Annotated in this window: 22 protein-coding genes; 10 read left to right on the top strand and 12 right to left on the bottom strand. The window is 57.6% G+C overall.

Going from position 1 to position 25,635, the window contains the following annotated elements; translation table 11 throughout:
* Positions 1–50: 50 nt before the first annotated feature.
* Positions 51–1,289 (bottom strand): O-antigen ligase, encoded by a 1,239-nt coding sequence (locus tag YUU_RS50250; RefSeq protein WP_198031713.1) that lies wholly within the window; start codon positions 1,287–1,289, stop codon positions 51–53.
* Between the two features lie 1,379 nt (positions 1,290–2,668).
* Here YUU_RS50250 and rfbB point away from each other — a divergent pair.
* The 7 genes from rfbB (at position 2,669) to YUU_RS50245 (ending at position 10,475) form a co-directional block, all read left to right on the top strand.
* Positions 2,669–3,712, top strand: coding sequence for a dTDP-glucose 4,6-dehydratase (rfbB, locus tag YUU_RS0108140; protein WP_027521957.1), 1,044 nt, complete (start codon positions 2,669–2,671; stop codon positions 3,710–3,712).
* A 7-nt stretch (positions 3,713–3,719) separates the two neighbouring features.
* Positions 3,720–4,613 (top strand): dTDP-4-dehydrorhamnose reductase, encoded by an 894-nt coding sequence (rfbD, locus tag YUU_RS0108135; protein ID WP_027521956.1) that lies wholly within the window; start codon positions 3,720–3,722, stop codon positions 4,611–4,613.
* The gene (rfbA, locus tag YUU_RS0108130; protein WP_027521955.1) at positions 4,610–5,482 is read left to right on the top strand and encodes a glucose-1-phosphate thymidylyltransferase RfbA; all 873 of its coding nucleotides are present in this window, start codon (positions 4,610–4,612) and stop codon (positions 5,480–5,482) included. Before rfbD ends, rfbA begins: the two co-directional genes overlap by 4 nt.
* Positions 5,469–7,478 (top strand): glycosyltransferase, encoded by a 2,010-nt coding sequence (locus YUU_RS56125; protein ID WP_084801349.1) that lies wholly within the window; start codon positions 5,469–5,471, stop codon positions 7,476–7,478. The genes rfbA and YUU_RS56125 overlap by 14 nt, the downstream gene beginning before the upstream one ends.
* A 205-nt stretch (positions 7,479–7,683) precedes the next feature.
* Positions 7,684–8,403, top strand: coding sequence for an ABC transporter permease (locus YUU_RS0108115; RefSeq protein WP_371260475.1), 720 nt, complete (start codon positions 7,684–7,686; stop codon positions 8,401–8,403).
* Between the two features lie 2 nt (positions 8,404–8,405).
* Entirely contained in the window at positions 8,406–9,188 is a 783-nt protein-coding gene (locus YUU_RS0108110; RefSeq protein ID WP_027521951.1) for an ABC transporter ATP-binding protein, read from the top strand.
* A 279-nt stretch (positions 9,189–9,467) separates the two neighbouring features.
* Entirely contained in the window at positions 9,468–10,475 is a 1,008-nt protein-coding gene (locus tag YUU_RS50245) for a glycosyltransferase family A protein (protein WP_051389646.1), read from the top strand.
* Positions 10,476–10,900: 425 nt separating this feature from the next.
* On the opposite strand, the gene rfbC is transcribed toward YUU_RS50245, so the two are convergent.
* From rfbC to YUU_RS58430, 9 genes are all read right to left on the bottom strand, one after another.
* Complete coding sequence (rfbC, locus tag YUU_RS0108100) at positions 10,901–11,473, bottom strand: dTDP-4-dehydrorhamnose 3,5-epimerase (protein WP_027521950.1); 573 nt, start codon at positions 11,471–11,473, stop codon at positions 10,901–10,903.
* Positions 11,474–11,650: 177 nt separating this feature from the next.
* Positions 11,651–12,622, bottom strand: a complete 972-nt coding sequence (locus tag YUU_RS0108095) for a glycosyltransferase family 2 protein (protein WP_027521949.1) — start codon at positions 12,620–12,622, stop codon at positions 11,651–11,653.
* Positions 12,623–12,666: 44 nt separating this feature from the next.
* Positions 12,667–13,254 (bottom strand): LuxR C-terminal-related transcriptional regulator, encoded by a 588-nt coding sequence (locus YUU_RS0108090; protein ID WP_245287966.1) that lies wholly within the window; start codon positions 13,252–13,254, stop codon positions 12,667–12,669.
* A 472-nt stretch (positions 13,255–13,726) separates the two neighbouring features.
* On the bottom strand, positions 13,727–14,782 hold the full coding sequence (locus tag YUU_RS0108085; protein ID WP_027521947.1) for a toprim domain-containing protein: 1,056 nt from the start codon (positions 14,780–14,782) through the stop codon (positions 13,727–13,729).
* The gene (locus tag YUU_RS0108080) at positions 14,782–16,005 is read right to left on the bottom strand and encodes a strawberry notch-like NTP hydrolase domain-containing protein (protein WP_027521946.1); all 1,224 of its coding nucleotides are present in this window, start codon (positions 16,003–16,005) and stop codon (positions 14,782–14,784) included. Before YUU_RS0108080 ends, YUU_RS0108085 begins: the two co-directional genes overlap by 1 nt.
* A gap of 803 nt (positions 16,006–16,808) precedes the next feature.
* The gene (locus YUU_RS0108075; RefSeq protein WP_027521945.1) at positions 16,809–18,002 is read right to left on the bottom strand and encodes a hypothetical protein; all 1,194 of its coding nucleotides are present in this window, start codon (positions 18,000–18,002) and stop codon (positions 16,809–16,811) included.
* A 409-nt stretch (positions 18,003–18,411) separates the two neighbouring features.
* Positions 18,412–18,648, bottom strand: coding sequence for a hypothetical protein (locus tag YUU_RS58435; RefSeq protein WP_156944162.1), 237 nt, complete (start codon positions 18,646–18,648; stop codon positions 18,412–18,414).
* 444 nt (positions 18,649–19,092) lie between these two features.
* Positions 19,093–19,419: an HU family DNA-binding protein gene (locus YUU_RS0108060; protein ID WP_027521943.1), complete on the bottom strand. Its 327-nt coding sequence runs from the start codon at positions 19,417–19,419 to the stop codon at positions 19,093–19,095.
* Between the two features lie 271 nt (positions 19,420–19,690).
* A complete protein-coding gene (locus YUU_RS58430; protein WP_156944161.1) occupies positions 19,691–19,864 on the bottom strand; it encodes a hypothetical protein in 174 nt (57 codons plus the stop codon).
* Between the two features lie 216 nt (positions 19,865–20,080).
* Here YUU_RS58430 and YUU_RS0108050 point away from each other — a divergent pair, with 216 nt between their 5' ends.
* Both YUU_RS0108050 and YUU_RS0108045 read left to right on the top strand, forming a co-directional pair.
* On the top strand, positions 20,081–20,548 hold the full coding sequence (locus tag YUU_RS0108050; protein ID WP_027521942.1) for a mobile mystery protein A: 468 nt from the start codon (positions 20,081–20,083) through the stop codon (positions 20,546–20,548).
* The gene (locus tag YUU_RS0108045) at positions 20,545–21,138 is read left to right on the top strand and encodes a mobile mystery protein B (RefSeq protein WP_027521941.1); all 594 of its coding nucleotides are present in this window, start codon (positions 20,545–20,547) and stop codon (positions 21,136–21,138) included. The genes YUU_RS0108050 and YUU_RS0108045 overlap by 4 nt, the downstream gene beginning before the upstream one ends.
* A 379-nt stretch (positions 21,139–21,517) precedes the next feature.
* Here YUU_RS0108045 and YUU_RS0108040 read toward each other — a convergent pair whose 3' ends face one another.
* Complete coding sequence (locus YUU_RS0108040) at positions 21,518–22,951, bottom strand: MATE family efflux transporter (RefSeq protein ID WP_035661616.1); 1,434 nt, start codon at positions 22,949–22,951, stop codon at positions 21,518–21,520.
* Between the two features lie 1,918 nt (positions 22,952–24,869).
* Here YUU_RS0108040 and YUU_RS50235 point away from each other — a divergent pair.
* Positions 24,870–25,397 (top strand): reverse transcriptase domain-containing protein, encoded by a 528-nt coding sequence (locus YUU_RS50235; RefSeq protein ID WP_051389644.1) that lies wholly within the window; start codon positions 24,870–24,872, stop codon positions 25,395–25,397.
* On the opposite strand, the gene YUU_RS60110 is transcribed toward YUU_RS50235, so the two are convergent.
* Positions 25,384–25,635: hypothetical protein (locus YUU_RS60110; protein ID WP_035661609.1), on the bottom strand; the 252-nt coding region annotated here is incomplete at its 5' end. The genes YUU_RS50235 and YUU_RS60110 overlap by 14 nt on opposite strands.

Genomic DNA, 25,635 nt, shown 5'->3' with positions numbered 1-25,635 from the left:
AATCGTAAAGATGCTTGGACGTGACGCGGATGCGGATAGATCTTGCCTACTCAACATTTGCGCGAACCAGGCGCGATGGCGGCATCCAAAGGGGCCGGCTTACGACTCTCAATCCGCAACAGTTCTCCGCCTGCAATCCCGACCACCAATACGTAAAGCCAGCCTTCATACGCGTCCATCAGGTGCGAATTGAAAATAGAGCTTGCAATATTCTGCACTGTCGCAAGCATTCCGATCCAGGCGACTAGGGCCCTGCTGCAGAACAGCCGTACGTGCGCTATCCACATTGCCCAGACAAGGAGGATTCCAACGCTGCCCCATTGCACCGCGGCAGCAAGCGTCTGATTGTGAGGATTGCTCACAACCAGGGCCGATATTCCAGTTCGCCCAATCGATTCTTGCCCGAAAAGGCGTCGGATCGAACCAGTCCCATGACCTAGGACCGGTGCTCTTTCAATGAACTGAAACGACTTGCGCCAAAATTCAAGTCTTTCAGCTGCCGAAGGCTCTTTCTCTCCGATCTCGGCATCTGGCTGGAATGCAGCCATTTCTACGAAAATGGCAGAGACTTTTCGTTGGAGATTGGGAGATGTCTGCCACAACGCCCCGCATAAGATGCAGATTCCGATGAACCCAACCGACGCAGTTCTTGGGCTTGAGTAACGTATTGTCAGGAGGACCAGCATTATCGGCAAATAGAAGAACGCCGTTCGGGCAACATTGATGAAGGCAAGATTGGCAAAGAATAGGAGACTGACCGCTCCAAGCGCCGCAACCCAATAATGTTTCTGCTGAGACGCAGCCTCGAATGCCAGGCCTGCCAACGCCACGGCAACAAGCGAAAACCCTTGGCTTTGGTCAATGTAATTTCTCACGGGAACGCCGTGGCCACCGATTCTTTGAACAATCGCCAATTCCGGCACTGCCGATGAAACGAACGAGTAGACCAGCAGAATCATGTTTGAGCCTACGAAGGTTGCGAACATCCATTTGGCGCGCCGACTGGATTGGAAATGGAACAACAGGAGCGGGAGCAACAGCAGCTTGGTCATTTTTCCCAAAGCACTGAGCCGCTCCGGCCAAGGTACTCCGCTTGCCCAGGTTACCCCTATCGCCGCTAGCATTACGAGCGCGAGCGGCAGCGCGCCGGCGGGATGACTGATAGTTGCGAGCATCCGCTCGGTACGGAACGTTGTCAAAATGCCAAAGAAGAGTACGACTCCAAGTATGCTGGTTAGGCTCGTCGACCAGGGTAGTCCGGCCACAAGCGCAAGCACGACGATGTCCACATTCCGCAGCCTCAGGCTGTCCGCACGGCCGACCTCTGGGCCGCTCCAAATTGTGCAGGCGAGCGACGCCTCGGTCACAAATCGCCGAGAACAAAGTAGAACAGCTGACATTGTCTGCATATTGAGTACCCGTGTCCCATTGCGGCCGACCGCGGTCGCGCTGAGGCTTATGAAGCGGATCGATCGCCATGTCGTAATTGGTTGACGGTGTTCTGGAAGGAAGCGCGAAACAGGCGGTTACAATTTCTGTCACTGCCAACTTCCACCTAGCTGTTGCACGATTTCCCAAGCAGGAAACTCAGAAAAGCAGGAAACTCAGAAAAGAAAGGCTCTTTCTGTGTCGGTGATGCGCGGAAGATGATCCAGTGAGATTTCGTGATGGCAAATCCACGAGCTGACGGCCTTCGTTGTCTTTGCCAACCCTGTTGTCGAGCCCGCGATGTCAACCAAACGTGAGGCCCTTTTCCAAGAGCGCGCAGGTGGTGTCATTCTCGGGTCATGGACGTCGACGCTTCCTGCTGCCCCGCTCCTGCCAATCGCTCAACGGGATTGTCCTTGATCGGCGCAGCGAGGCCACACGCTGGTTTGGGAATCCCGGCGAGGCACATAGCAGTGGAATAAACGCCCCGCGCGTCCCATTTGGGATGGCATCTACCTGCCGCGGTTCCTCTCGCGAGGGGCGTAGGCTCCACTAGCTCGGAAAAATAGTCCGTTGAACATCAGTCTCCATGTGAGGCCCCGGGCACGTCGTGCCTCGGCCCCACTCGCGCAACAGTCAGGGCCCTTCCATGAACAAGCGCCTTTTGCATTGAGCGGTCTTGTTTCGAGTCCATTCCAGGCGAACGCGCGCTGCAGTGATATTGGCCAGCCCACCATCGCTAGCGTACCGGCCAGAACCGCTGTTCCACACGATACACGGCAGAGGGGCAACCGAGATGATAGCCAAGAGCACGAAGGGCGTACTCGGCTAACCTCACGCCGTTCATGATCGTGGTGCGTTTGAGACACGGCTACATAGTGTAGACCTTGGGCCGCGCAAACTTCACGCTTCACCCGGCTGGCGAACTGTTGCCGATAGGCCGAGCAGCCGATCCGCGGCGAACGCTGCGCGCGACAATAACGAACCCGCCTATCTCAAATGGGACTGGCGCTCCCTCAAAGCTTCCCGCATGGGTACGTAAATCGATACCGACGGCCGGGATATGCAAGCTAACCGACGAACTCATCACTTCGGTGCGATCGCGCCATCGCTCGAGATGATCCCGTTTTCGAGGTCGATTGCAGGATGCCGTGGAGCGGTTCCCGGTGTCAAAGGACAAGGGCAGCCAAGACGGGCTGGCGTAATCCCGCCTTTCAGCTGCCGAAGCTTGAGCAATTGAATGCGCATTCTCGTATCGGGTGGCGCCGGCTTTATCGGGTCGGCGGTTTGCCGTCATTTCGTTTTAGAGCTCGGCCACGAAGTGGTCGTGGTGGACAAGCTCACCTATGCGGGGAACTTGGCGTCATTGGCACCGATTGCCAACAATCCGCGCTATCATTTTGAGCAGCGGGACATCTGTGACGAGGAGGCCGTCGACGCTCTGTTTGCGAAATATCGCCCCGATGGCGTGATTCATTTGGCCGCTGAGAGCCACGTTGATCGATCGATTTCAGGGTCTGATGTCTTCGTGCAAACCAATGTGATCGGGACCTTCGCCTTGCTCGAAGCTGCCCGGCGACACTTCTCATCTCAAAACGTGCCAGACTTTCGCTTTGTCCACGTCTCGACTGATGAAGTCTATGGTTCGCTCGGAGAGCGCGGACTATTCACTGAAGCAACGCCGTACGATCCAAGCTCTCCTTACTCTGCGACCAAGGCCGCATCAGATCATCTCGCGAAGGCCTGGTATCGAACGTATGGCTTGCCGGTGATCGTTTCCAATTGCTCGAACAACTACGGCCCTTATCACTTCCCGGAAAAGCTCATCCCGTTGATGATCCTCAATGCCCTGGATCGCCAGCCGCTTCCCGTATACGGGACTGGCTCGAATGTTCGCGATTGGCTCCACGTTGAAGACCATGCGCGCGCGCTTGGTCTCATTTTGAAGGGCGGACGACCGGGCGAGACGTACAATATCGGCGGAAGAAATGAACGCCAGAACATCGATGTGGTGCGCCAGGTGTGCTCGTGGATGGACCTCCTGCGTCCAACTGATCGGTCGCATCACGAGCTCATCCAATTCGTGCCGGACCGGCCGGGTCACGACCGCCGCTATGCTATCGACGCCTCGAAACTCGAAAATGAGTTGGGTTGGCGGGCCCAAGAAACATTTGAGAGCGGACTTGCGAAGACGGTCCATTGGTACCTGTCAAACCAACATTGGTGGCAGCCTCTAAGAGAGAAGATATATGCCGGCGAACGCCTCGGTCTTGTAAGAGGATGAGGACATCGTGCGCCTCTACGTGATCGGGACGAAGGGACAAGTATCGAGGTCCCTCAGAGAGTTGGCTGCGTTCGTGAGCGACTTGGTGATTGGTTTTGCGAGCCGGCCCGAGCTCGATCTCACGCGGCCCCAATCCGTGGCCAGTGCAATTGCGTCGTTCAGGCCGGATATCGTGATCAATCCAGCTGCCTACACAGCTGTTGATCGGGCGGAGACGGAACCCGAACTAGCCTATGCCATAAACCGCGACGCGGCCGGCGAAGTCGCGAAAGCGGCAAACGCGATTGGTGCGACTATCATTCATCTCTCCACTGATTACGTTTTCGACGGCAAAAAGCCGGGCCCTTACGTAGAGACGGACCAACCTAATCCGCAAGGCGTTTATGGACGCTCCAAACTGGAGGGCGAGCTTGCTGTCGCCGCCGCCAATCCTCGCCACGTGATCTTGCGGACGTCTTGGGTTTATGCGCCGTTTGGGCACAATTTCCTTCGCACGATGCTGAAGGTCGGCGCGGAACGAGAGCGCGTTCGCGTGGTGGACGATCAACGGGGCTGCCCGACCTATGCGCCCGACATCGCAGCTTCGATCGTCTCAATCGCCAGAAGATTGAGACATTGGCAGCAGCGATATAGCGGGACCACCCACCTCGCCGGGTTAGAAGCTATGACGTGGCATCAATTTGCCGGTGTGATTTTTAGCGAAAGCGCGAAACGAGCGGGTCCCTCGGCCGAGGTCGAACCCATTTCGTCCGCTGAATATCCGACTGCGGCCGTACGGCCAGCCAATTCACAATTGTCCACTGAACGGTTGCGCTCACTTTTCGAGATCAGCTTGCCATCGACACCATCATCCATCTCGGCCTGCTTGGATCGCATTTCGCACGAGGAGAAAGGACTATGAAGGGAATCATCCTTGCCGGTGGGAACGGTACTCGCCTTTATCCAATGACGGCAGTGACATCCAAGCAGCTTCTGCCGGTCTACGACAAACCAATGATCTACTACCCCCTTACAACCCTGATGCTTGCAGGTATTCGAGACATTTTGATTATAGCGACGCCCCACGATCTTCCGTTGTTCCAGTCCCTCCTTGGAGATGGCACTCAATGGGGGATGTCACTGTCGTACAAGGCGCAGCCAAAGCCTGAGGGGTTGGCGCAAGCCTTTATTATTGGTGCGACGTTTGTGGAAGGGCACAATTCAGCGCTCATCTTAGGCGACAATATTTTCTTTGGGCACGGTCTTCCTGCGCTGCTTGCGAACGCACGTGCACGCACAATCGGCGCCACCGTGTTCGCCTATCAGGTTTCAGATCCTGAGCGTTACGGCGTCATCACCTTTAATGAGAGCGGCAAGGCCAATTCCCTTGAGGAGAAGCCAAGACAACCTAAGTCCAACTTTGCCGTGACGGGACTTTATTTTTACGACCCGCAGGTTGTCCATCTGGCAGCCGGTATACGGCCGTCGGCTCGAGGCGAGCTGGAGATCACCGATCTGAATAGGGCTTACCTCGATCGGGAGCAGCTTACTGTCGAGCGCATGAGTCGCGGCTTCACCTGGCTTGACGCCGGAACGCCCGACAGCCTGCTCACCGCGGCGGAGTTTGTTTCCGTGCTCGAGCGACGTCAGGGATTCAGAATCGCGTGCCCAGAGGAGATCGCCTTCGGACAGGGATTCATTGATCGCGACCAACTGATCCGGCTTTCCGGAACGTTGGGAAAAGGTGACTACGCGCGATACATCGTTGGCGTCGCCGATGGCCACAGCTGACATTGGAACATTGGGTCAGCATAGAGAGCGTGCAGAAGTGTTCCACAAACTCGCTTCAAATGAACACCTCGACTATTTGAGGTCGCGCGCGCATCGCTTACCGAACTGGATGCGCTCGCCGCTCAAACGTCTATTCAACGCTACGAACCAACTGCAAACTCGACAATACCAGAGGTGGGTACAACAATATGACACGCTCACCCCTTCAGATGTTGACGCAATCCGTCGCCATGTAGACCTCTTACGACACAAGCCCCTATTGTCGGTCATTATGCCGGTTTATAACCCACCGACCTGGGCTCTCCGTGCGGCAATTGAAAGCGTTCGCGAGCAATTGTACCCTAACTGGGAGCTGTGCATTGCCGACGATGCATCGCCGGATCGGCATGTACAAGCCTTGCTGGAAGAGTCGACGAGAGATCCTCGAATCAAACTGGTCAGGCGGGCCGTTAACGGCAACATTTCGGCCGCCTCCAATTCTGCGTTATCGCTCGTTCAAGGCGAGTTCGTCGCCTTGATGGATCACGACGACGTCCTTTCTGCGCACGCCCTTTATGAAGTTGTCGTGGCGCTCAATGACCGCTCCGATCTCGACATCATATACAGCGATGAAGATCAGATCGATCGGCGAGGCCGCCGTCAGACACCCTATTTTAAGACCGACTGGAACAAAGAACTGTTCTTAGGCCATAACCTCATTAGTCATTTGGGAGTCTATCGGCGCTCTCTCCTGGAGAGTGTCGGCGGATTTCGATTGGGCTTTGAAGGAAGTCAGGACTACGATCTCGCGCTGCGATGTGTTGAATCCAGCTCACCCGATCGAATTCACCACATTCCAACTGTCCTTTATCACTGGCGTCGCGATTTTGGAGCGAGGTCGTTCTCCGAAGCAACACCCGCGCGGTGTGCTCAAGCGGCTCGGCGGGCCATCGATGAGCACCTGCAGAGAGGTCATGAGAACGCCGTCGCGGAATCACATCCTGTTTTGCCGCATTGGGTGCGTGTTCGCCGAAGGCCTCCAACAACGGCGCCGACCGTCACACTCATCGTCCCAACGCTCGTCGGAACCGGTTTGCCAGCCGCTCGCGCAAGAGATCTCCTTGAGCAGACCGACTATCCCAACGTCGAGCTTCTTGTCGTCGAACACGAAAGCCGATCCACGGAACGCCAATCGCTGCTTCATAGGCTCAGTGACGATCCCCGCGTTCGTACCCTCACCTACAGGGGGGCGTTCAACTATTCTGCAATGGTCAATATGGCGGCCCGTCGGGCAAACGGAGCAATACTCGGTTTGTTGAGTGATGAAATTGAGGTCATCAATCCGGGTTGGCTTTCCGAAATGGTCTCATGGGCCGTTCGGGACGACGTGGGCGCAGTTGGGGCCAAGCTGGTCCATTCGGATGGTCGCGTTCGACATGGCGGGTTGGCGCTCGCCTTGCCCGGTATTGCCAATCCGTTCAATTATCGATTGCGCCGAAATGCGGCCGGGTATTTCGGTCGGAACGCGCTGGTTTCCGAAGTCTCTGCCGTAGCTGGAGCCTGTCTTCTTGTACGAAGATCGGTGTACGAACAGGTCGGCGGACTGGATGACATCAACCTGCCCGTTACGTTCAATGACGTTGACCTCTGTCTGAAGGTCAGACGCTGCGGGTACCGGAACATCTGGACCCCGCATGCGGAGCTCTATCATCATCAATCGAGGGGCGAAAACTCCGACGCGCACCTAGATAATTCGAAAGATGTGCGAGCCGAGGCCGCCCACATGCTCAAAACATGGAGCCTGGAGCTGTCGCGTGATCCCTTTCACAACGACAATCTCGTCAATGACGCGACAACCTCCTTTGAACTCGCGTTTCCTCCGCGACGCCGGAAGCCGTGGCAAGATCAACTAGCGGCGCGAGATCATTCGGTGATTGGGAAGCCCTTCAGCAAAGAGGCTCCGGTTCAGGCGCGCATAGCATCCAGATCCACTGCCGCGGGCCGACTGCATGATTGATGCAACCGACTTCAGACCTCAAGTCTTTGCAATCTTGAGACAAACTCAGCACGCCGCGAAGTAACCGAGCAAGCCGATGCATCCATTGTCTGTTGATCGAAGTCAGTTCGACGTCCGCCTCCCGGCAACGACTACCGCTCGAGGCTTCAAGAGTGCCCGCTTGGATCTCCTGGATGGCCTAACCCATTGGAGGCTTTGGGGGTCCTTGGGTTGGAACGAGATCGTCCAGCGGTATCGGCGTTCCGTTCTGGGCCCGTTTTGGTTGACCGCCAGCATGGGCGTCATGGTCATCGCTTTGGGCGTGGTATATGCGGAGCTCTTTCAGCAGGAAGTCGACCGATTTATTCCGTTCTTCTGTTCCGGCATGTTGGTCTGGACGTTGATGGCGAGCTATTTGACTGAGAGCGGGACGCTGTTCACCGGCTCCGAGTGCTACATCAAGCAAATTAGCTTGCCTTTCTCGGTCTATGTTTTTCGTTTCAACTGGACCAAGCTGATCATTTTTGCGCACAATTTCATCGTATATTTGGGCGTTGTTATCTATTTCAGAATTTGGCCCGGATCGGTTGCCCTTTTAGCGATCGTTGGCCTCTTGGCCATTGTCGTGAATGGGATCTTTGCAAGCCTGACAATTGGAATGGTCTCCGCGAGATTTCGCGACATTCCGCAAGTCATCAATTCGGTCGTCCAAATTCTGTTCTTTCTCACACCGATCTTTTGGCGGCCGGACTTACTGAGGGGACACGCCTTTATCACCCGATACAATCCGTTCTTTCATCTGCTGCAGGTGGCGCGCGCGCCGCTCCTGGGAGAGATGCCATCAACGGAAAACTACTGCGCGGTCGTATTGATCACAGTCCTCAACATCGGCGTATCAGTCTATCTGCTTTCGCGCTTCCGCGGCCGAATCGCGTATTGGATCTAAGGATGGTTACATCAGCCTTTGACCGGACGGCTCTGCTTGCGTTTGACGATGTAAGCGTTTCCTTTCCTATCTACCAAACAGGTTCGCGCTCCGTCAAAAAGCATCTGTTGTTTCGTGGCACAGGCGGCCAGCTTGCAACAGATGCCAGTCATCGGATCGTCGTCGAGGCGCTCCGAAACGTCTCTTTGCGGTTGACCGCCGGTGATCGCATAGCTCTCATCGGAAGAAACGGGGCCGGTAAGACAACCTTGCTTCGAGCAATGGCCGGAGTCTACCAACCGACAAGCGGGAACGTAACGTCCCGTGGCCGGATTTCACCTCTGTTTGATATCGCCTTGGGAATCGACGCTGACTTGAGCGGATACGACAATATCCGGCTGCGTGGCATGCTGCTTGGGCTAAGCTCGAGCCAGATAGAATCGCACATGGCGGACATTGGCGATTTTACCGGGCTCGGTGACTATCTGAGCATCCCGGTACGGACCTATTCATCGGGTATGATGACGCGATTGACGTTCGCCGTGGCAACCTGTTTCTCGCCGGAAATCCTATTGATGGATGAGTGGATCATGGCTGGCGATGCAGCTTTTCTTGCCAAAGCGCAGCACCGTGTAGCTTCCTTCGTAGAACGAGCCAGCATCCTGGTGCTTGCTTCTCACAGCTTCGAAATTTGTCGGCAGTGGTGCACCAAAGCCATTTGGATGGAGCGCGGTCGACTCCAGATGTTTGGTGAAATTGAGGCTGTCCTACAAGCATACGCGGAGATCTGTGCCGGCGGTACTTGATACTTGCTAGCGTCTGTTCGGGACTGAGCATCAGCACATCGCCGTAAGAGAGATCGACAACGCGCGGCGCAGGATGGACGGCGCCCAGACGGCGCGGTCGGGGTGGCCTGCTTGCTTATGTCGGCCGACTACGTGTCTTGCTCGTCTAGGGAGCGTTGATCTGTATCGGCGATACGACTTCCGCACAGCGCTGTCGCCAACTTGTTCGGCACCCGGATTGCGATAGATTCAACTTTAGATTAGATCCCCTTCACTGCAGGTTGACAACTAGGAGTTCCCATGGGCGCGTCCGATGATCTCTCGATCGTGGCTATTATTCCGATGTACAATGGCGCCACGTTCATCAAAGAATCTGTCGCAAGCGTGCTGGCTCAGACCCTTCCCCCGAGCGAGGTTCTGGTTGTGGACGACGGCTCAACCGATAATGGAGCGGCCATCGTCGCGAGCCTGGCGATGGTACATCCGAAGATCAGGCTGCTTCGCAAGCCGAACGGCGGCCAATCGTCTGCTCGCAATTTTGGTGTCTCCCACTCCAAAAGTCGTCTGATTGCCCTGCTTGATCAGGATGATGTCTGGCATCCTCATCACCTCGAGAGGCTGTCCAAGCCATTCCAGAAGAAGCGCGGAATTCCGCTTGGCTGGGTCTACAGCAACCTTGATGAAATCGATGAAAGCGGCGGAATGGTCACAAAGCGCTATTTGGATGGGGTGCCCGCTCAACACCCGAAACAAAGCATTATCGAGTGTCTGGCCAGGGACATGTTCATCCTGCCATCAGCCTCACTCATCTCGCGCCGAGCATTCGAGGCCGTCGGTGGATTCGACGAAAGGCTATCCGGTTATGAGGATGATGACCTATTTCTGCGGCTGTTTCGCGCCGGATACGATCACGTCTATCTTGACGAACCTCTTTCGAAATGGCGCATCTATCCAGGCTCGACATCGTATAGCCCGCGCATGGCGAGGTCCCGTATGATCTACGCATACAAGCTTGCGACGACCTTTCCCGACAATCCTCGTCAGAATCGGTATTTCGTCCGTGACCTGATCGCGCCGCGGTTCTACGCAAACCTGCACGGCGAATACGTAACGGCTGTTCGCCGCGGTGACCGCGAGGCAATCAACCGTGTCCTTACCGACATCGGAGCGATCCTGCCGCACTTGAGGAAGCGACATGCTTTGATGTTTCGTTCGATGGGCACTTTGCTGCGCGATCCAATAATCGGCTACGTAGGTGTCGGTATCAGGCACTGTCTGACAGGACTGATCCGGGCTCGTGCGTCGTGAAGGCAGGCGCGGTGATCCACGAAGCAGCGAAGACAGTCTCTGAGCAGATCGCAACGGTTGATGATCTCATAAAACGGGGGGGCGATCTCCTCGTCGGTCAGAAATATATCCGAACATGCATCGGTGGTTGCCCCGCGCAACACACTGGTTCTTGGAAGATGCCGCGACGGGGCTCAATTGGTCGCGTCGATGTACCGATAGAGGGCAGCGGCTACGTGCTCGGGGACCGGTCATAGTAAGCTCGGAGGTCAAGCGATCATGCTGAGAGGTGCTCTCTTCGCCAGGATTTGAGATGACGCTCACGCCACGAGCATACATGCGCCATGCTAGGGGGTGATCGACGGCCAATCAACACCAGACCAGGCGCGGTGCTGTCGCTGCAGATACCTGGCCGGTTGTTCCAAAGCGAAGGCTGGAGGCTGATGTCAAACCCGCGCTTCGGAGCATACATTTGTCAAGTCCCTAAGGCGCGGATACCGGCTGTCCTTGTCCGAAAGAACTACACTCGCACGGCGTAGCGGCCACTCGATCCCGAGGTCGGGATCGCTCCAGAGAATGCCCCTGTCGCAGTCTGGTGCGTAATAGTCGGTGACCTTGTAAAGGACCTCCGTATTCTCTTCGAGAGTCATGAAGCCATGCGCGAAGCCTGAAGGTACCAGCAGTTGGCTCCCTATCTCAGCCGAAATCACAGCATTCACGTGCTGACCATAGGTCGGTGAGTTGTCGCGTATATCGACCGCAACATCAAAGATGGCGCCGCGTACCACACGCACAAGCTTTGCTTGCGCGCGCGGTGGGATCTGAAAATGTAGCCCGCGCACGGTGCCTGTCGCAGCCGAGAACGAGTGGTTGTCCTGCACGAAATCAAGATCAAGACCACCTTCCCGCAAGGCGCGCTTATTCCAGGTCTCAGAAAAAAAGCCTCGATGATCGCCGAACTTCGGTGACCGGATGAGCTTCACCTCCGCGATGGCAAGAGACTGGATTTCGACCGTCATGTGACTTCCTTTCGATGGTATTGAACACGACCGCGGGTCTTCACCATGGAGCGTGTGAGCGCTGCGAATAGCAAACGAAGGCGAGTGGGCAGGCCGATCAGATATGAGGGAGGCTTCGAGGTGATAGCCGAACAAAATTAGGCCGCAAGCGCCTAAGCTTACGTCGGAAGCAGATCATCAAACCTTGTTCGCGATCACAGCCAACAGCATTGCGAGATTTGCGAGCGGCGTCTGCCGGTAAACTCCGGACCGCCACAAGTTCCACAAACGTCGCGGGAGGCTTTCCGCTAGGCGCATCTCAACGAATCTCTCGAGAACACTCATGTTCTCCTCTGTCATGCGGTGTGATAGGTGGTGCATCAGTGCCGTGACATTGAGGGAATTCCAGCCTCGCCACTGACCCGCAAGGATCTTCTTCGCGCGATGAACGGCGGCTTGAAAGCCCAGATTTGACCCAACCAAGTTGTCCCGATGCTGACGATATCTCACCGAAGGAGTCTGATCATAGAAGATCATCCCGCCTGCTGCAGAGACCGTAAGATAAGTCATCCAGTCATGGGCGACAACGATCTCATCGGGCACATGCCGGAGCAGATCGCCGGCAAGCCGATTGAACACCATAGTGTTTCCCCCGCCGACATTTTGGACAAGCGCGTTTCGAAAGCTCGGAGGACGTTTGAATGCGGTCGAGTATCCAAGATGGCGCCCTGCTTCATCGATCAGTTCAGTTCGCGAACAGTAGAGCGCGGGCTGGTCGCGCGGCACGGTGCGCAGCATGTTGATCGCCCTGCCGAGCTTTTCGGCATACCAAATGTCATCCTGATCGCTGAAGGCGAAATAATCCGCTTCAATTTTGCCATCGCACAACAAACTTAAGAAGTTGGCCGCAGCTCCCGTGCGAGGGCCACAGCGCAGGGTCACCTCCTGCGGCACGCCGCCCGCGAAGTCCTGAATTATATCGTGGGTTCCATCGCTGGATCCGTCATCCGAGACATGGACGGACCAGTTGGGGTGGGTCTGCTCCGCATATGATTGGAGTTGTTCGGACAGGAAACGTGCGCCATTCCTAACAGCAAGCAGGATAGCTACGTGTGGGCTGTCCCTGTTGCGATCGCTGGCAACAACGAAAGCCGGTCGGCTATTTCTCATAAAGGCGGCCCAAGATGCAAGCTGCTCACACATTATTCGCAGCACTAACGAAGGCGGGACAACAGCGAGATCAACTCGCCCTGTCGCTTGGTCGCGGTCCGCACAAAAACGGCTTTGAGGTGATTGCGAGCCGTTCCCGCGGAAATGTTCATTTCGCGGGCGATTTCCTTTAGCGATTTTCCCATGACGAGGAGTCGTGCAAGATGTGCTTGAACGCGAGTCAAGCCGAAGATCTCCATAAGAGAAATTTGAGAAATGACAGGCATCTCATTCAGATCCGTCAGGAGAAGAAGAGCGCCGATGTCACAACTCGAGCTTTTGCAGGGCCACTCTTGCCAGACGGCTTCGATAATGATCGGTCGACGATCCGAACGATGGATTACGACTTGCGAAGCGAAAATCTCTTGCGAGCAGGACGCCAAACGGACCCGATTCAGCAACTCCTCCAATTTCATGCGCGATTGGTAGTCGGTGACGTAAAGACGCCGCCCCCGCACGAAGAGCTCGCCGTCAAACAGCTTTGAAGCCTTGGCGCTTACAGCCAGCACCGAGCCGTTTCGATCCATCCAAATGGCCGGACAGTTGATAACGTCGAGCACGCTGATGATGCTCGAATACTCCTCCGGGTTCATGGAGGACTGAGGGAACGCGGCTCTTCCTGCGCACAAATCAAGCATTTCAACTCTACGCGTCGTTGGTCATGAGCAAGTCTCCAAGCGTGCCTACAACCTGACGTAAGGTGCGGTTCAAGTGAATTTCCAACAATTGGCGGATCTCTCTCCGATCAGCCGCCCAGCGAGAATAAAGCTTCCCACTCCGGAACAACGACGCGAGTTCCACTTTTCCCTACCCGTTCCGATTTTCGCCTCGCCAGGTCCGAGAATTTGCAGCAGCTGAGGCAAGGTGACTTCAAGAACGAGTGCTGGATCTTGGTTGTGTGACAGAACCGACTTACTCCCGCGCGTGCCGCTTTATCAGCCTTGGACTAATCCACGATGCGAACGTGCTTTGGGCTGCGGCGCAGAGATCGCCTTGTTGAAGTCGGCGCGGCTCTGTCGGGCATGGGCCTCACCAGATCGGTCAGGACGGCAGAACAAACATCTGTCACCTGGCCGTTCCCCGGCGTATGAAGCGAACGACATCCTGCGGCGCGAGTTGGATGCGCAGTGCCGCTCGCAGCGCGCCGAGGCCGAACGTTCGCAGGTCCTCGTTGAAGTCTGAAAGTCGAGGCGATAAGGCAATCGCCTCGACACCGGCCTGCATGGCGCGCTCGGTCAGGGCCGCTACCGCGAGATCGCCTGCCGCATCGGCATCGCGTGCAATGTAGAGGCGACGTAGCGTCAGCGGAAGCCGCAGGGCGGCAAGATGGTTTGCGGAAAGCGCAGCAGCCATTGGCATCGTCGGAGCCGCGCAGCGGAGCGAGAGCATCGTCTCGATCCCCTCTCCCGCCGTAAGCACCTCATCGGCGGCACCGAATCTGACCGCGTTACCGAGCAGATCGCCCATGGCACGTCGCGGCGTGTCGATTGGCGCTTTTCCGAGGCGCACGCGATCGAAGCCGTGAGGATCAAGCCAGGTGCGATGCACGCCAGTAATCCGACCATTTAGATCCGTAACGCGAGCGATCAATGCCGGCCAGATCTCTGTTTCGGTATCCTCATCGGATCGGTAGTAACAGTGCGGGTGGAAGCGTAGCTCACCATCGATGCAGCAAGGTGCAATGCCCCGGCCACGCAAATAGGCTTCCGCGAGAGTTCCGGCGACCAGCCGCGACATGGCGAAGAGGCGCACGGCCGCCTCGGGCGAACCCGCCAGTGCTTTATTGTGCGCAACCTTCGAGGATGGCGCGGGGGCCGAGCGAGGCAAGTTGAGAAAACGCCGCGCCTCCCCGGCAACGTCACGAAAATCAACAAGCCCGCAGCTTTCGCGGATGATATCGAGCAGGTCGCCATGCTCACCCGTTGCAGCGTCGGTCCATTTGCCGGCTGGCCCCTTGGGGGAGGCCATCAGTCGCACGAACATCGAGCGTCCCGGCGTGTTGCGGGCATCACCAACCATCCAGTAGCGGCCTTGGCGCCGGCCGTTGGAGAGATAATGGCGGCACACCGCCTCGGCCTCACGCGCGAGACGATGTGCCAGTTCGGAAAGCGGGCGTCCCATCACGCGGCCTCGCGTTCAGCGATCCGCCTAAGCGGATAGCGCTCCCGCTTTTGGGCGCGGATCCCAGGTCGGGTCGCATCTGCCGGGACGAACCCACGCAGCTTCCAGGAGACGATCTCGCGGAAAAGGCCGTAAGACTTGGGACGGTCCCCCATCGTGCCGTTGAACCCGGAGACTTCAGTGCGGTTTACACCCATCACTCGTACGCGGCGGAGCTGAAGATCTTCGGCGAGCTCGAAAACGGTCTTCCCGGCGTGGCTCTCCTCGAAGACGATCATTCGGTCGAAGTCGGAGCCCAACCATTCAACGATCTGCTTTACACGCGAAAGCTTTTCGCCGCGTTCGTCGATGGGCAGCGTAGCGTAGGTGGTAAATCGGACGCCTTCCGAAAGCCGGATCGGGGTGTCCTGACGGAAACGCGACAGCGGTCTCACAAGCAGCCGCGCCATGCCGGGCGCGGACCAGTCGCGCTGCGCATCTTCGATCAGTTCGTCAGACTTGCTGATCCAGACCGCCCGGCGGCGGCCCTTGAGCCAATTGTCGAGCAGGATACCGGCGACCTGCCCCTTGCCTGCGCCGAGCCGGACGTCCGACAGAACACCATCGGCCATAAGACCTGAAGGCCGGTGCGGACGGTCGTTCGGCTTCGGTAACGCAACGGACTCCACCGCCGCGGATTGCACGAGCTTGATCGGATGTGCGCACGATCCGGGAATGCGGATCGACTGCAATTCTTCGGCAAAGGTGGCGAGCAAGCCGGTCCGCGCGGAGGGCTTCAAAATGCGGTCGGCCGGCGTAATGCCGGCTGCGGTGCATGCCGCAAGCCCGAGCGGGATCGGGGTCGAGCATTGCTGAAGCGCCTGACAGTCCTCGGAACGGCGCGTATGGATCTGCAGACAATTTATAATTCTCGCGAGCAGGGGCAGCATCGCGACCGTCGAACCAGGCTTGGACCGCGTGACCGGACCAAACTTGCGCACAAATAGAACGGTCGCCGCCTCGAAAGTGTCATAGGCGGTCTTCCAGTTCCAGGCGCCGTCCGCGTCCGAGGCACCAAAGGCAGCCTTCATAGCGCTGCGCAGGACACCGACATCGATACGACGGTCGCGTTCGAGGTCCGTCAAGAGCTGCCGCGCAGCCCTGACGACGGCGGAGGTGATATTTGCAGCGGCACGCATCGATAGCGGCGCGGCGACAGCGCCGCCGGCGAGAGATTCGGTCATGGCAGGATTTCTTTCGGAGAGCAGGAGCGGGTCGAGCCGGCTGGCGCTCTCTCTGGACCAGGCCGGCTCAAACCCGTCACGGCGGCCCTCTCAGCTCTTATCACGCGGCCGCCCTCACGCCGGGCCACCAGGCGATACGGGCCTCGCGCATCGCGTTCGTAAGCTGCAACAACGGATCGCCCTGGCAGCGCCGCGGCGCGCGGAAGCACACGAGATCGTGCCCCTGCAGCTCATCGAGTACTGGAAACGCCGCGCTCGCGCGCGAACACGGCGAAACGCGCTGCCGGACAGACTGCCGCGAGCCGCGAGCTGCTATTTGATCATGTCGATGGAAACGAGGAAAATAGCCGCGATGTCTTGCTCGGGACAGCCTTTTGCTCGGAACAGCCTTGTTCGCGCAACGTCTGGGATGCACGAAACTGGCCCGAGGGGATGAGGCGCGACGCGATGAACGATATCGGCGAGCTACAGTCCTCTTCCGCGCTGATCTCGGTGATCGCATCACCGACGATGCAGGGGACCAACGCGGTCTTCAGAAGGCGATTCTACTTCACCAGGAGTCCAAGCGCGCGATGACGGCGGCCCCCGACACTCTGCAGCAGTATTTTGCGGTGCACTTTCTGGTACGGCACGCAACTGCGAGTTTGCCAACAGGTCCCCGCCGAAAGCCGTCGCGGGATTATGGGCCCGCGACGGCGTCGCATTCCGGTCTTTTCGAGAGGAAGCACAACTAAAATCCGCGCATCGGAAAAGCGCAGACGCACCGAGCATTAAGATCCGAAAAATGCCCGGCGTCGCGGAAATCACGCCACCCGATCGAGCAACTTCTTGGCTTTGGCCTCCATGTCCAGGCGGGCATCCTGATGCGGCTTGTCGCGCGCGACTGCAGTGATGCCCTGCACAAAATCGAAGATGCTTTCAGGCGGTCGGCCTTCCTCCGCCAGCACCGCGTCGATCACCTTGCCTGTCTCGGCCTTGGAGAAACCGCGGCGGCGCAGAAACTCGGTACGATCCTCGTCGCCGCGCGCCACAATCCGCTCGCGGGCGGTCTTAATGCCATTGACGAATGGCATGGGTGAGGAGTTGGCGAAGTTCAGCAGCGCCGGAGCGGCCTCGCGAGCAAAGCGGGAGGCTGCGTATTTGGAATGGCGGATGGTGATTTCCTCGAAATCCTCCACGCCCCACAAATTACGGTTTTGACAAACTGCACGGAGATAGAAGCTCGCCATGCCGAGCGTCTTCGCCCCGACTTCCGAGTTCCAGCAGTAGAAGCCGCGGAAATAGAGGTCAGGCGAGCCGTCCCGGAGACGACCAGCTTCGATCGGGTTGAGGTCATCGACGAGGAAAAGGAAGACGTCCCTGTCCGATGCATAGAGGGTGGTCGTGTCCTTGGAAATGTCGACACGGGGATTGTAGATCCCGGTTGACCAGTCGAGCACACCCGGCACCTTCCACCGCGTATCGCCCGTGCCATTGCCGGCGATGCGCTGCACGGCCTCGACCAACTCGTGGTCATAGATCCGCCCGTAGTCGGGACCGGTGACGGCGCGCAGCTCAACGCGGCTATCCTCGGTCTCGAGCGTCTTGATCTGTTCGACGCGATTGGCGGTCAGACCATATTGCAGGTTGATGCCTGCGAGTGCCGCGGGGAGCTGTCGTAGGTAAGCGGCTGGAGCGCCAACCTGGCTTGCAAGCTGACCGAAGCTCCAGTGGGTCGGCGCGACTGGCTTGTCCGAGCCGGGCAGCATCAGTGCCAAGCGTTCGGGGTCGGTACGGCTTGCTTCCACATGGATGAGCGCGCTTTCGACCACGCGCGTCCTGCTGCGGTCCGTGCGCGCGCGCACCGTGCGGGCCAGTTCGTTGAGCGAGAGATAACGCTCATCCGCGGGACGGGAAAACCACTCCGAGGACACCCGACCGACGCGCTCGCCGCGACTTACATCCACTCTGTAGCCGCCGCTTGTATCGCGGTGGGCATCAAGAACCTGCGTATTCATGGGGGCAATCTCCATGACGGACGCCGGAAGACTCTCCTCCGGCCCTCAACCCGTCACGGCCAACACCGCTCCACTCTTCCTCTCCTACATCGTCTGTCGCCGAAGCCTTACGAAATTCCGCTCCCGCCGCAGCTTCTGTCAGGGATGGAAGCTTGAAGGGTGAAAACCCGGCTCAAGCCGGGTTTTTCGGCGCCAGCCGACAGCCCGGTCCCGCAGGGACACGACAAGCCATTGGGGGGCTGATCAGCAAAACCCGTAGATGAATACATTGCGCGTTTTTGAAGCGATGTGATGCTGAGCGCCGACGAAGGTCCGCATGCGGAATCAGCAAAGCGATGGCCGCGTGTCGAGCGGATCATTGAACGTGCTCGGATCGGCATAAAAGAGATTGATCATACCCAATGTGCGATTATCGAACGCGCGGTATTTGAACAGCCGCCTCGGAATGCTTTGCTTCTTGGCCATTGCTCCCCTTCAGCGGCGATTCGGGTCCGAAATTCTGAACGATCCGGAGATCGGTTTTAGCACCACGTTCTCGGCCCATTCGATATTGGCGAAAGGGCTTGCCTGTTGCTGGACGAATGGAGGCGGGATCGGAATCATCCTCGACCAGATCGCGGCGAAGTATGTAAAGCTTTTCGCGCATCTTCGCTGTTATGCTTCGGGCAGTGCACAAGAAGCCTCGATTTCTCCGGGTCGACTTTGTGGATGACAATGGACACGTCTGTCAGGGCAACGACGCTATCGCTTTGGTTTGGTTTCTTTTTAGCCGCGACTGTCATGGGAAACCGATCCGCCAATTGCTCGGAAAGAGCATGGCCGACCGCCACGTCGATTTCGGCCGGCTGTCGGCCAGCGCGCTTCCGCTTCGGGTATTGGCGGCACGCCAACTGTAATCCGTCGCTGCACCCACTCCCCGACCTGCGTCGCGAGCGTATCCAGACCTCTGAGGCGAGCCAAGCGCGGGCCGAGTAGCTGCATTTCGTAGCCCTTTGTTTGTGGGCCAAGCCTCGCTTTGCGAGGCTGTCCAACGCGGACTCCGTTGATTGCCTCTGGCGCCGACGTCCGCCTCGGCTACTCCAGCCGCATTTTAGCCACTGAGAGCGGGGGCCTCTTCATAACGCACCGCGTCTTTAGCAACCTTGAGCGGTGACGCTTTAACCGATTTGCTGGCTGGCTTGGCCGCGAATTCCATCGGCTGCTTCGTGAAGGGATTAACTCCGCTACGGGCCTCAGTAGCGGGCTTGTTCACCACCGACATCTTTACGAAGCCCGGAATGACGAACTCACCGGACTGGTTCAACTCCCTGTAGCCTACACTCGCCATCTGCTCGATGACGGCCTTTACGTCAGCCTTGGAAATCTGCGTTCCTTCAGCAATCGCGTCAATTAGCTGGTTCTTGGTCATCTTGGGCATGGGGGATTCCTTTGAGAGCCGCAAATCGATTCAAATGTGTGAGCTACGCCGGCATCGTTACTTTTGTTCGAGCACGGCAAAGCCGCATGAATCGCTTCTCGTTCACGCCGAGGTCATGAGGTGACGGGCTTTAAACCTATCGGAAGCCAAAACACAAGGATCCGTTCGAGGTGTTTCCGACATCCCGCCCACTTCTTACGTCGGATGTTACGTGGCCATCGACCTCGGCAAAGTGCACAGCCTTGCCCGCCAGATCGGGCGAGCGCTGACCCTAAACAAACCCGCCCCGGGGGTTACAGGCCAGACGAGGGATGATCCATGAAGCGCGAGGATCGCCGTGGATCATAATCCTCGGCACGATCAGGATCGCCATCATCATCGGCGCGATAATCGCCGTATCATTATCAGCGCGATGATGACCGGCACTGATCATCGTCGGCGGCATGGGCTTGGTTGCCAGTCCTGTCCCGGCCGTTGGTCTGTTGGCGCTGAGGTAGCTGGAAAGGCGTTTTCCGCGGATTTAGGCCATTGGCCGCGATTTTCGTATACTTATATGTAGCCGCATCATCGGATATTGGATACATATAAGTTGACAATTTGACGTATTTGGATATATATAAGTATCCAATTTCAGCTATTGTGTATACATAAGAGTTAACAGATGGGCATCAAAACCATTGTCCAGCAGCAATACCGCAGCATCGTCGACAGCGCTGCCTCAACCCTTGCCGGTCTCAAGACGCCGCCGGAAGGCTGGCTGCGCACGGTTCGGAGTGCGCTCGGTATGTCGGGTACTGATGTCGCAATGAAGATGGGTGTCACCCGCGCACGCATCACGAAAGCAGAACACGCCGAACTCACGGGCGGTGTCACCCTGAAATCCATGCAGACGGCAGCCGAGGCGATGGGATGCCGCTTCGTTTATGCGATCATCCCGGCGTCGGGGCGCATCGAAGATATAATCACGACCCAGGCACGCAAAAAGGCCATGGCGATCGTCGGCACCGCCAGCAAGCATATGGCCCTCGAAAACCAGAAATTGCCAGACGACAAGATCGCTCAAGAAGTCGAACGTCTCACTCGAGAGATTGCGCTGGAAATGCCTCCGAATTTTTGGAACGATAAATGATCGAGGATATTCAGTATCCGCAAGGGGCGATGCCGCTTGACCCAAACGAGCTTGGCGGGCTGAAGCATAAGCACATCACAACGCAAGGCGAACTCGATCAATTGGAACAGGCCAATATCGAGTCTGGCCTGCGTTGGCTTGGTCGCCAGCGGGCACACGTCCTTACCGACAATTTTGCCATTATGTTACACAAGCGCCTGTTCGGTGACGTGTGGGACTGGGCGGGCACGTTGCGAAGGACAGGCAAGAACTTCGGCATCGATCCTATTCACATCCCGGTCGAGCTGCGTACCCTTATGGGCGATGCGAAGTACTGGGCTGACAACAAAACTTACTCGCCTTCAGAGGCAGCGGTTCGCCTGCGCCATCGCCTTGTAAAGATTCATCCGTTTCCTAACGGCAACGGCAGGCATGCTCGCATCATGGCGGATACGGTTCTAGATCGTGTCTATAACGCAAAGCCGATTGATTGGGCGGGCGGGCATGAACTTCAAAAGATGAATGAACGGCGAACTGCGTATACCGCGGCGCTCAAGGCGGCGGACCAGGATGATATCGGTCCTTTAATGAAATTTGTAGGCGAGGCGTGATGAACACTCGGCCAAATGATTGACTACGAAAACACAAGAAAGAAAAGACCGACATGGCTTCAACCACAAATCTAAGACCACGCGGAAGAAGCACGATCCGATTAAAACCGCGCGCGACAAAGGCGTTCAGCACATCGCAAGATTGAACACTTGCGAGGAGAATTGCGCGAGAGCGAAGAGCACCTAAAAAGCCGCTTGCGTGATCGAGAAGCTGAGATTGCCAGTCTGCGCAACACAATACTGGCGGCAGCTCGGCTCCCCCAATCGGATGAGGTTGCCCGACAGCAGCATCATCTTTCGAAGCAAAGGGCTTGATTGGTTAATCGGATGAGCCAACCTTGTTGATGGTCCGAGCATTCTGGCTCGCAAATAACCTGACTTACGAGATTGACGGACATCTCTGAAGGGCAAACCTGCTCGCCAGCAGCAGGAAACGCAAAACGAGAAAGCCCGCGTAGACGGTCGTCCCAATTGACAATCCGATCCAGATACCAATGGCGCCAAGCCCGATCTTCAAACCAAGCACGTAGCTAAGGGTGAAGCCGATCGCCCAATTGGCTATGCAGGCGAACAGTAGCGGGATGCGGGTGTCTTTCAGTCCGCGCAAACCGCCCGCCGCAATGTGCTGTGCGGCATCACTGATAAAGAAGCTCGCGCCGATCAAAAGGAGGTTTGCCGCCAGTTCTGTCGTCGCGCCGGTGCCGTCAGCCGTCTGGTCCAGAAAAAGACCGGTAATCTGAAAACGCATCGCGACGACCGCGGTCGTCAGCAGTGCAGCAGCCAGAATGCCGAGCAGTATAGCGATCAGCCCTGCCCTTTTGACGCCGGGACCGTCACCGCGGCCGACTGCATGGCCAACGCGCACGGCCGCCGCCGTGCTGATGCCTAGCGGAACCACGAACAACATCAAGTCGACCTGGAATGCGATCTGATGGGCAGTGAGTGCGCTGACGCTGACCAGTCCGGCCAGCAGCCCCGCGGCGGAAAACAATCCGTATTCCAGCAAAACAATCAGTGAGATCGGAATCCCGGTCACGATCAACCGCTGCATGAAGGGCCAATCGAAATGCCAGAAATGCGCAAGGACGTGATAATCTCGGAAAGGGCGACGCATTGTGGTAAACCACAGAACGGCCAGCAACATCGCAAAGTTCATGAAGGTGCTTGCAAGACCGGCCCCGAACAGGCCAAGCGGCGGCAGGCCCAGCCTCCCATAGATCAAGAGATAAGCCATGAGGGCGTTGAAGGGGATGGCCCCAAGCGTAATCCACAACACCGGCTGCGGCCGGTGGACCGCGGCCATGAAGTTGCGGAAACCCTGAAACCACAGTGCCGGCACCACGCCAACGGCTAGTCCGAACAGGTATTGCTGTGCAAGCCGCGCCACGTCGGGCGCTTCGCCGCAAGCGAGCAGTATTTGCTCACCGTGAAACGCGAATGCCATGATCGGGAGCGATAGCAGCAGCGCCGCCCAGAGTCCCATGCGCAGCGTGCGTCTTACCGCGGCAAGATCCTCCGCCCCGAACGCCTGGGCTGCCAGGGGCGCGATCGGCGCCAGCAAACCCACGCCAAGAGTGAAGCCAACGAGGTAGGTCGTGGCCCCCAGCGCTGCTGCAGCAAGCGCCTCAGGACCGATGCGCCCGATCAAGGCAAGGTCGGTCGTCATCATCGCGACCTGCCCAAGCTGCGTCAACACCATCGGCCATGCGAGCTTCGCAACTTCGGCAAGCTCGACAGCGAAGTGATGGTATTTCCCCCATGTCTTCCGTTTGTGCTGGAAGGTGAGCTGGGGCTTTTCGACGAGTTTGTCCATAGAAATAACGCTGTCCGGTTTGTTTTGCCGGCCCCACAACTTCTGCTTCACAGAGAAGAGGATTCGCTTCCCTGCCCTAAAACTCGCGATGACTACTGAGGCGAGCTCACATCAGCGATTGCGCGCGATAGATCCGCATTGAGCTCGTGGCCCGCCCGCTGCTCGCCGACTGATGAGAGCGCTCCGTCACTGCCGCCAGCGGCACCGCCTTCGTGTGAAGGAGATGCGGCTGCTGGCCGACACACCGAAATGCTCGATCACCAACATCGCACACGGGTATCGGCGCGAACTGGATCCCGGCGTGCTCGATCTAGTCGGAAAATCTCGCAAGAGCGCGCAGCCAAAAGGGTAGCGGCGTTAAATGTCCCGAAATCACGTTCCTCGCATACGGGTAATTGATATCGTCGGTCACCTGAGAATCCTTGAACTTCCGTCCTGAACGAGTTTCTCTCTTCAAAGCTCGTGCCAACGCGAAAGCCTTGAACGAGAAGGCGATCCGCTGAAGCGGACGTGTCGCGGCTCTGACAGCACGTCAGAAATCCGACAGCCGCCATCAGGGATGCGTGATCTCGATCTTGCAGTGGTTTGAGGCAAACCGTTCAGGCGTGGCCCAACACTGTCCTCTCTTCGGCATCGACCGCTCGGATCTTTTGAGCCTGCAAAGGGCGCGGCACGATGCTCTTTCGCCAATGGCTTGAAGCGACAGCCTTCATGGGTCGAATATTGGCTGGCTCAGCACCCGCTGTGTTGAAGACCATGTCGCCTGAGAAAGAATAGGAGAGCGATAGCTTTGATCATTCGATACTCCTCGGCGGTCGGCGAGGAGCCTCGCGAGCCTCGCTTTCGGCCCGCCCTCAAACAGTCGCGGAAGCCCCACCACCCGTCCCACTCTGCTCTCGAACAAGAAAGGAAGAGTTCGCGCAAGATCGCGGGGCCGCAACCTTCTTCTCTTCAGCTCTGTCGGCAGGCCTCCGACAAAAAGCGGGGAATCCAATTTGCCGCCTTGCTGGTCTTCCTTGACACGTGGAGCTGCAGCAGCCGGGAGAATGTATCGTGTGGTGCAAGAAGAGGGGCTAGGCGCGGCAACTCACAAGGGAGGCAGCCGCTGGCGCGCTGCACGGCGTCACCCGTTGGTGGGACGCAAGGATCGACGACAGTCCTCAAAATCGCTTAAAAAGACACCGGCAGGCGCCCCCCTACATACACGGGCGCGGAACCCGCCGGGCCCCCGGGACCCGAGTGCCTTCGGCGAGGGACACAACCTTGAGCGCGCGGGATCGAAGCCGGATGGCGTGCGCCGTTGAGGCGTGGAGAAGAAGGGAGTGTTCGAAAGGATGGAGCCTGCTGGTTATGGCTCTTACTTGCCCGGCTTACCGGTGTCGGAAACGACTGAAACTCCGAAAGGAGAACGGGACCAAAGCATGCCGGGAAACGTCTCAAAATCGGGCGCCGCAGCCCGGTGGAGAGCACAGAGTAAGGTGTGCATGGTGAAAGCTGTATTGCCTGAATCCCAGTTTCCAGTTGCCAAAGGGCTGGCCGTAGCGAACGCGGCTGACACGCTATGCCACGCGGGGCGGATCGCACCGGCCAGTGCGACCTGCCACCAGTCCGCGTGGGACGACCACCATCGGTGGGTCAAGGAGACGAATGGGACATCTAAACACACCACAACTTCCTGCACACGCAACTACGGGATCGCCTGCAGCAGGCTCTTTCGAGGACCTGTATGGCGACGGAGCCGTCATAGTACCCAAACGCCCGGCGTAATGGCCGGGACAGCCGCCGCGAGGTGGACGATCATGCGTATAAGGCCGGGTGACCGGACCGAAAGCGCCTCCGATCGGGGGAAGGACGATGCCGCCAACAACGGCATTTGCAGTATGCGTAGAAGAGATTCTTCGACGGAGAGGTTCTGCTGATGCAGGCCGCTACCATCCAGAGAAGAATTGAATCACTGCCGACTTTGTCGCGGTCGGGTAAGTGCGTAAATGGCCTTCACCGCCTGATGAGATCTCCGCATCTCTTCGAGCGGGCCTACGAAAAGGTCTCCCGCAACAAGGGAGCCCTGACGCCCGGTGTAGATGGCAAGACCTTCGACGGCATGTCGCTGGCGAAGCTCGCTGACATCGCCAGGCGCGTAGCGGATGGCACTTATCGCTTCCGACCAGTCCGCCGGGTCTATATCCCAAAAGACAACGGCAAAACACGACCGCTGGGTATCCCAACGGTGGAAGACCGGCTCGTTCAGGAGGCGGTCAGGATTCTGCTCGAAGCGATCTACGAGCCTGTGTTCCTCGATGAGTCGCATGGGTTCCGCCCGAGACGATCCTGTCATACCGCACTCAAGTCCATCAAGAAGACCTGGACGGGCTGCAAGTGGTTGGTCGAAGTGGATGTGCGTGGGTTCTTGGATGTTGCGTCATACTACACCTTCAGTTTTTTTTGAGAGGGTCGAAGAGGTCCGGAGCAACTGCAGGTACTTGAATTCGTATGCCTTTTGCCCGTCCGCGATAGACGTGAACGGCCTTAAGCTCGCCGCGCTTTACACGTTGCAAGATGGTTTGCCGCGAGACGCCGAGTAGATTCATGGCCCTGAACATCTTCACGTAACCTTCGGGCGCGCTCTCCACAAAGCGCGACCGCAACTCGTCATTGATACGGATGCGCCACGGCGCGCCAGGTGT

Origin of the sequence: Bradyrhizobium sp. Ec3.3 (genome assembly GCF_000472925.1) — a bacterium.
In the GTDB taxonomy this organism is placed as follows: domain Bacteria; phylum Pseudomonadota; class Alphaproteobacteria; order Rhizobiales; family Xanthobacteraceae; genus Bradyrhizobium.
The sequence above is the reverse complement of the archived record's forward strand: the minus strand, read 5'-3'. Positions and strand labels throughout refer to the sequence as shown.

Excerpts from the sequence above, each read along its gene's own strand:
- rfbB (WP_027521957.1), top strand. The coding sequence starts at position 2,669 with ATGCGCATTCTCGTATCGGGTGGCGCCGGCTTTATCGGGTCGGCGGTT.
- rfbA (WP_027521955.1), top strand. The coding sequence starts at position 4,610 with ATGAAGGGAATCATCCTTGCCGGTGGGAACGGTACTCGCCTTTATCCA.
- YUU_RS56125 (WP_084801349.1), top strand. The coding sequence starts at position 5,469 with ATGGCCACAGCTGACATTGGAACATTGGGTCAGCATAGAGAGCGTGCA.
- YUU_RS0108110 (WP_027521951.1), top strand. The coding sequence starts at position 8,406 with ATGGTTACATCAGCCTTTGACCGGACGGCTCTGCTTGCGTTTGACGAT.
- YUU_RS50245 (WP_051389646.1), top strand. The coding sequence starts at position 9,468 with ATGGGCGCGTCCGATGATCTCTCGATCGTGGCTATTATTCCGATGTAC.
- rfbC (WP_027521950.1), bottom strand. The coding sequence starts at position 11,473 with ATGACGGTCGAAATCCAGTCTCTTGCCATCGCGGAGGTGAAGCTCATC.
- YUU_RS0108095 (WP_027521949.1), bottom strand. The coding sequence starts at position 12,622 with ATGAGAAATAGCCGACCGGCTTTCGTTGTTGCCAGCGATCGCAACAGG.
- YUU_RS0108090 (WP_245287966.1), bottom strand. The coding sequence starts at position 13,254 with ATGAACCCGGAGGAGTATTCGAGCATCATCAGCGTGCTCGACGTTATC.
- YUU_RS0108085 (WP_027521947.1), bottom strand. The coding sequence starts at position 14,782 with ATGGGACGCCCGCTTTCCGAACTGGCACATCGTCTCGCGCGTGAGGCC.
- YUU_RS0108080 (WP_027521946.1), bottom strand. The coding sequence starts at position 16,005 with ATGACCGAATCTCTCGCCGGCGGCGCTGTCGCCGCGCCGCTATCGATG.
- YUU_RS0108075 (WP_027521945.1), bottom strand. The coding sequence starts at position 18,002 with ATGAATACGCAGGTTCTTGATGCCCACCGCGATACAAGCGGCGGCTAC.
- YUU_RS58435 (WP_156944162.1), bottom strand. The coding sequence starts at position 18,648 with ATGCGCGAAAAGCTTTACATACTTCGCCGCGATCTGGTCGAGGATGAT.
- YUU_RS0108060 (WP_027521943.1), bottom strand. The coding sequence starts at position 19,419 with ATGCCCAAGATGACCAAGAACCAGCTAATTGACGCGATTGCTGAAGGA.
- YUU_RS58430 (WP_156944161.1), bottom strand. The coding sequence starts at position 19,864 with ATGCCGCCGACGATGATCAGTGCCGGTCATCATCGCGCTGATAATGAT.
- YUU_RS0108050 (WP_027521942.1), top strand. The coding sequence starts at position 20,081 with ATGGGCATCAAAACCATTGTCCAGCAGCAATACCGCAGCATCGTCGAC.
- YUU_RS0108045 (WP_027521941.1), top strand. The coding sequence starts at position 20,545 with ATGATCGAGGATATTCAGTATCCGCAAGGGGCGATGCCGCTTGACCCA.
- YUU_RS0108040 (WP_035661616.1), bottom strand. The coding sequence starts at position 22,951 with ATGGACAAACTCGTCGAAAAGCCCCAGCTCACCTTCCAGCACAAACGG.
- YUU_RS50235 (WP_051389644.1), top strand. The coding sequence starts at position 24,870 with ATGCAGGCCGCTACCATCCAGAGAAGAATTGAATCACTGCCGACTTTG.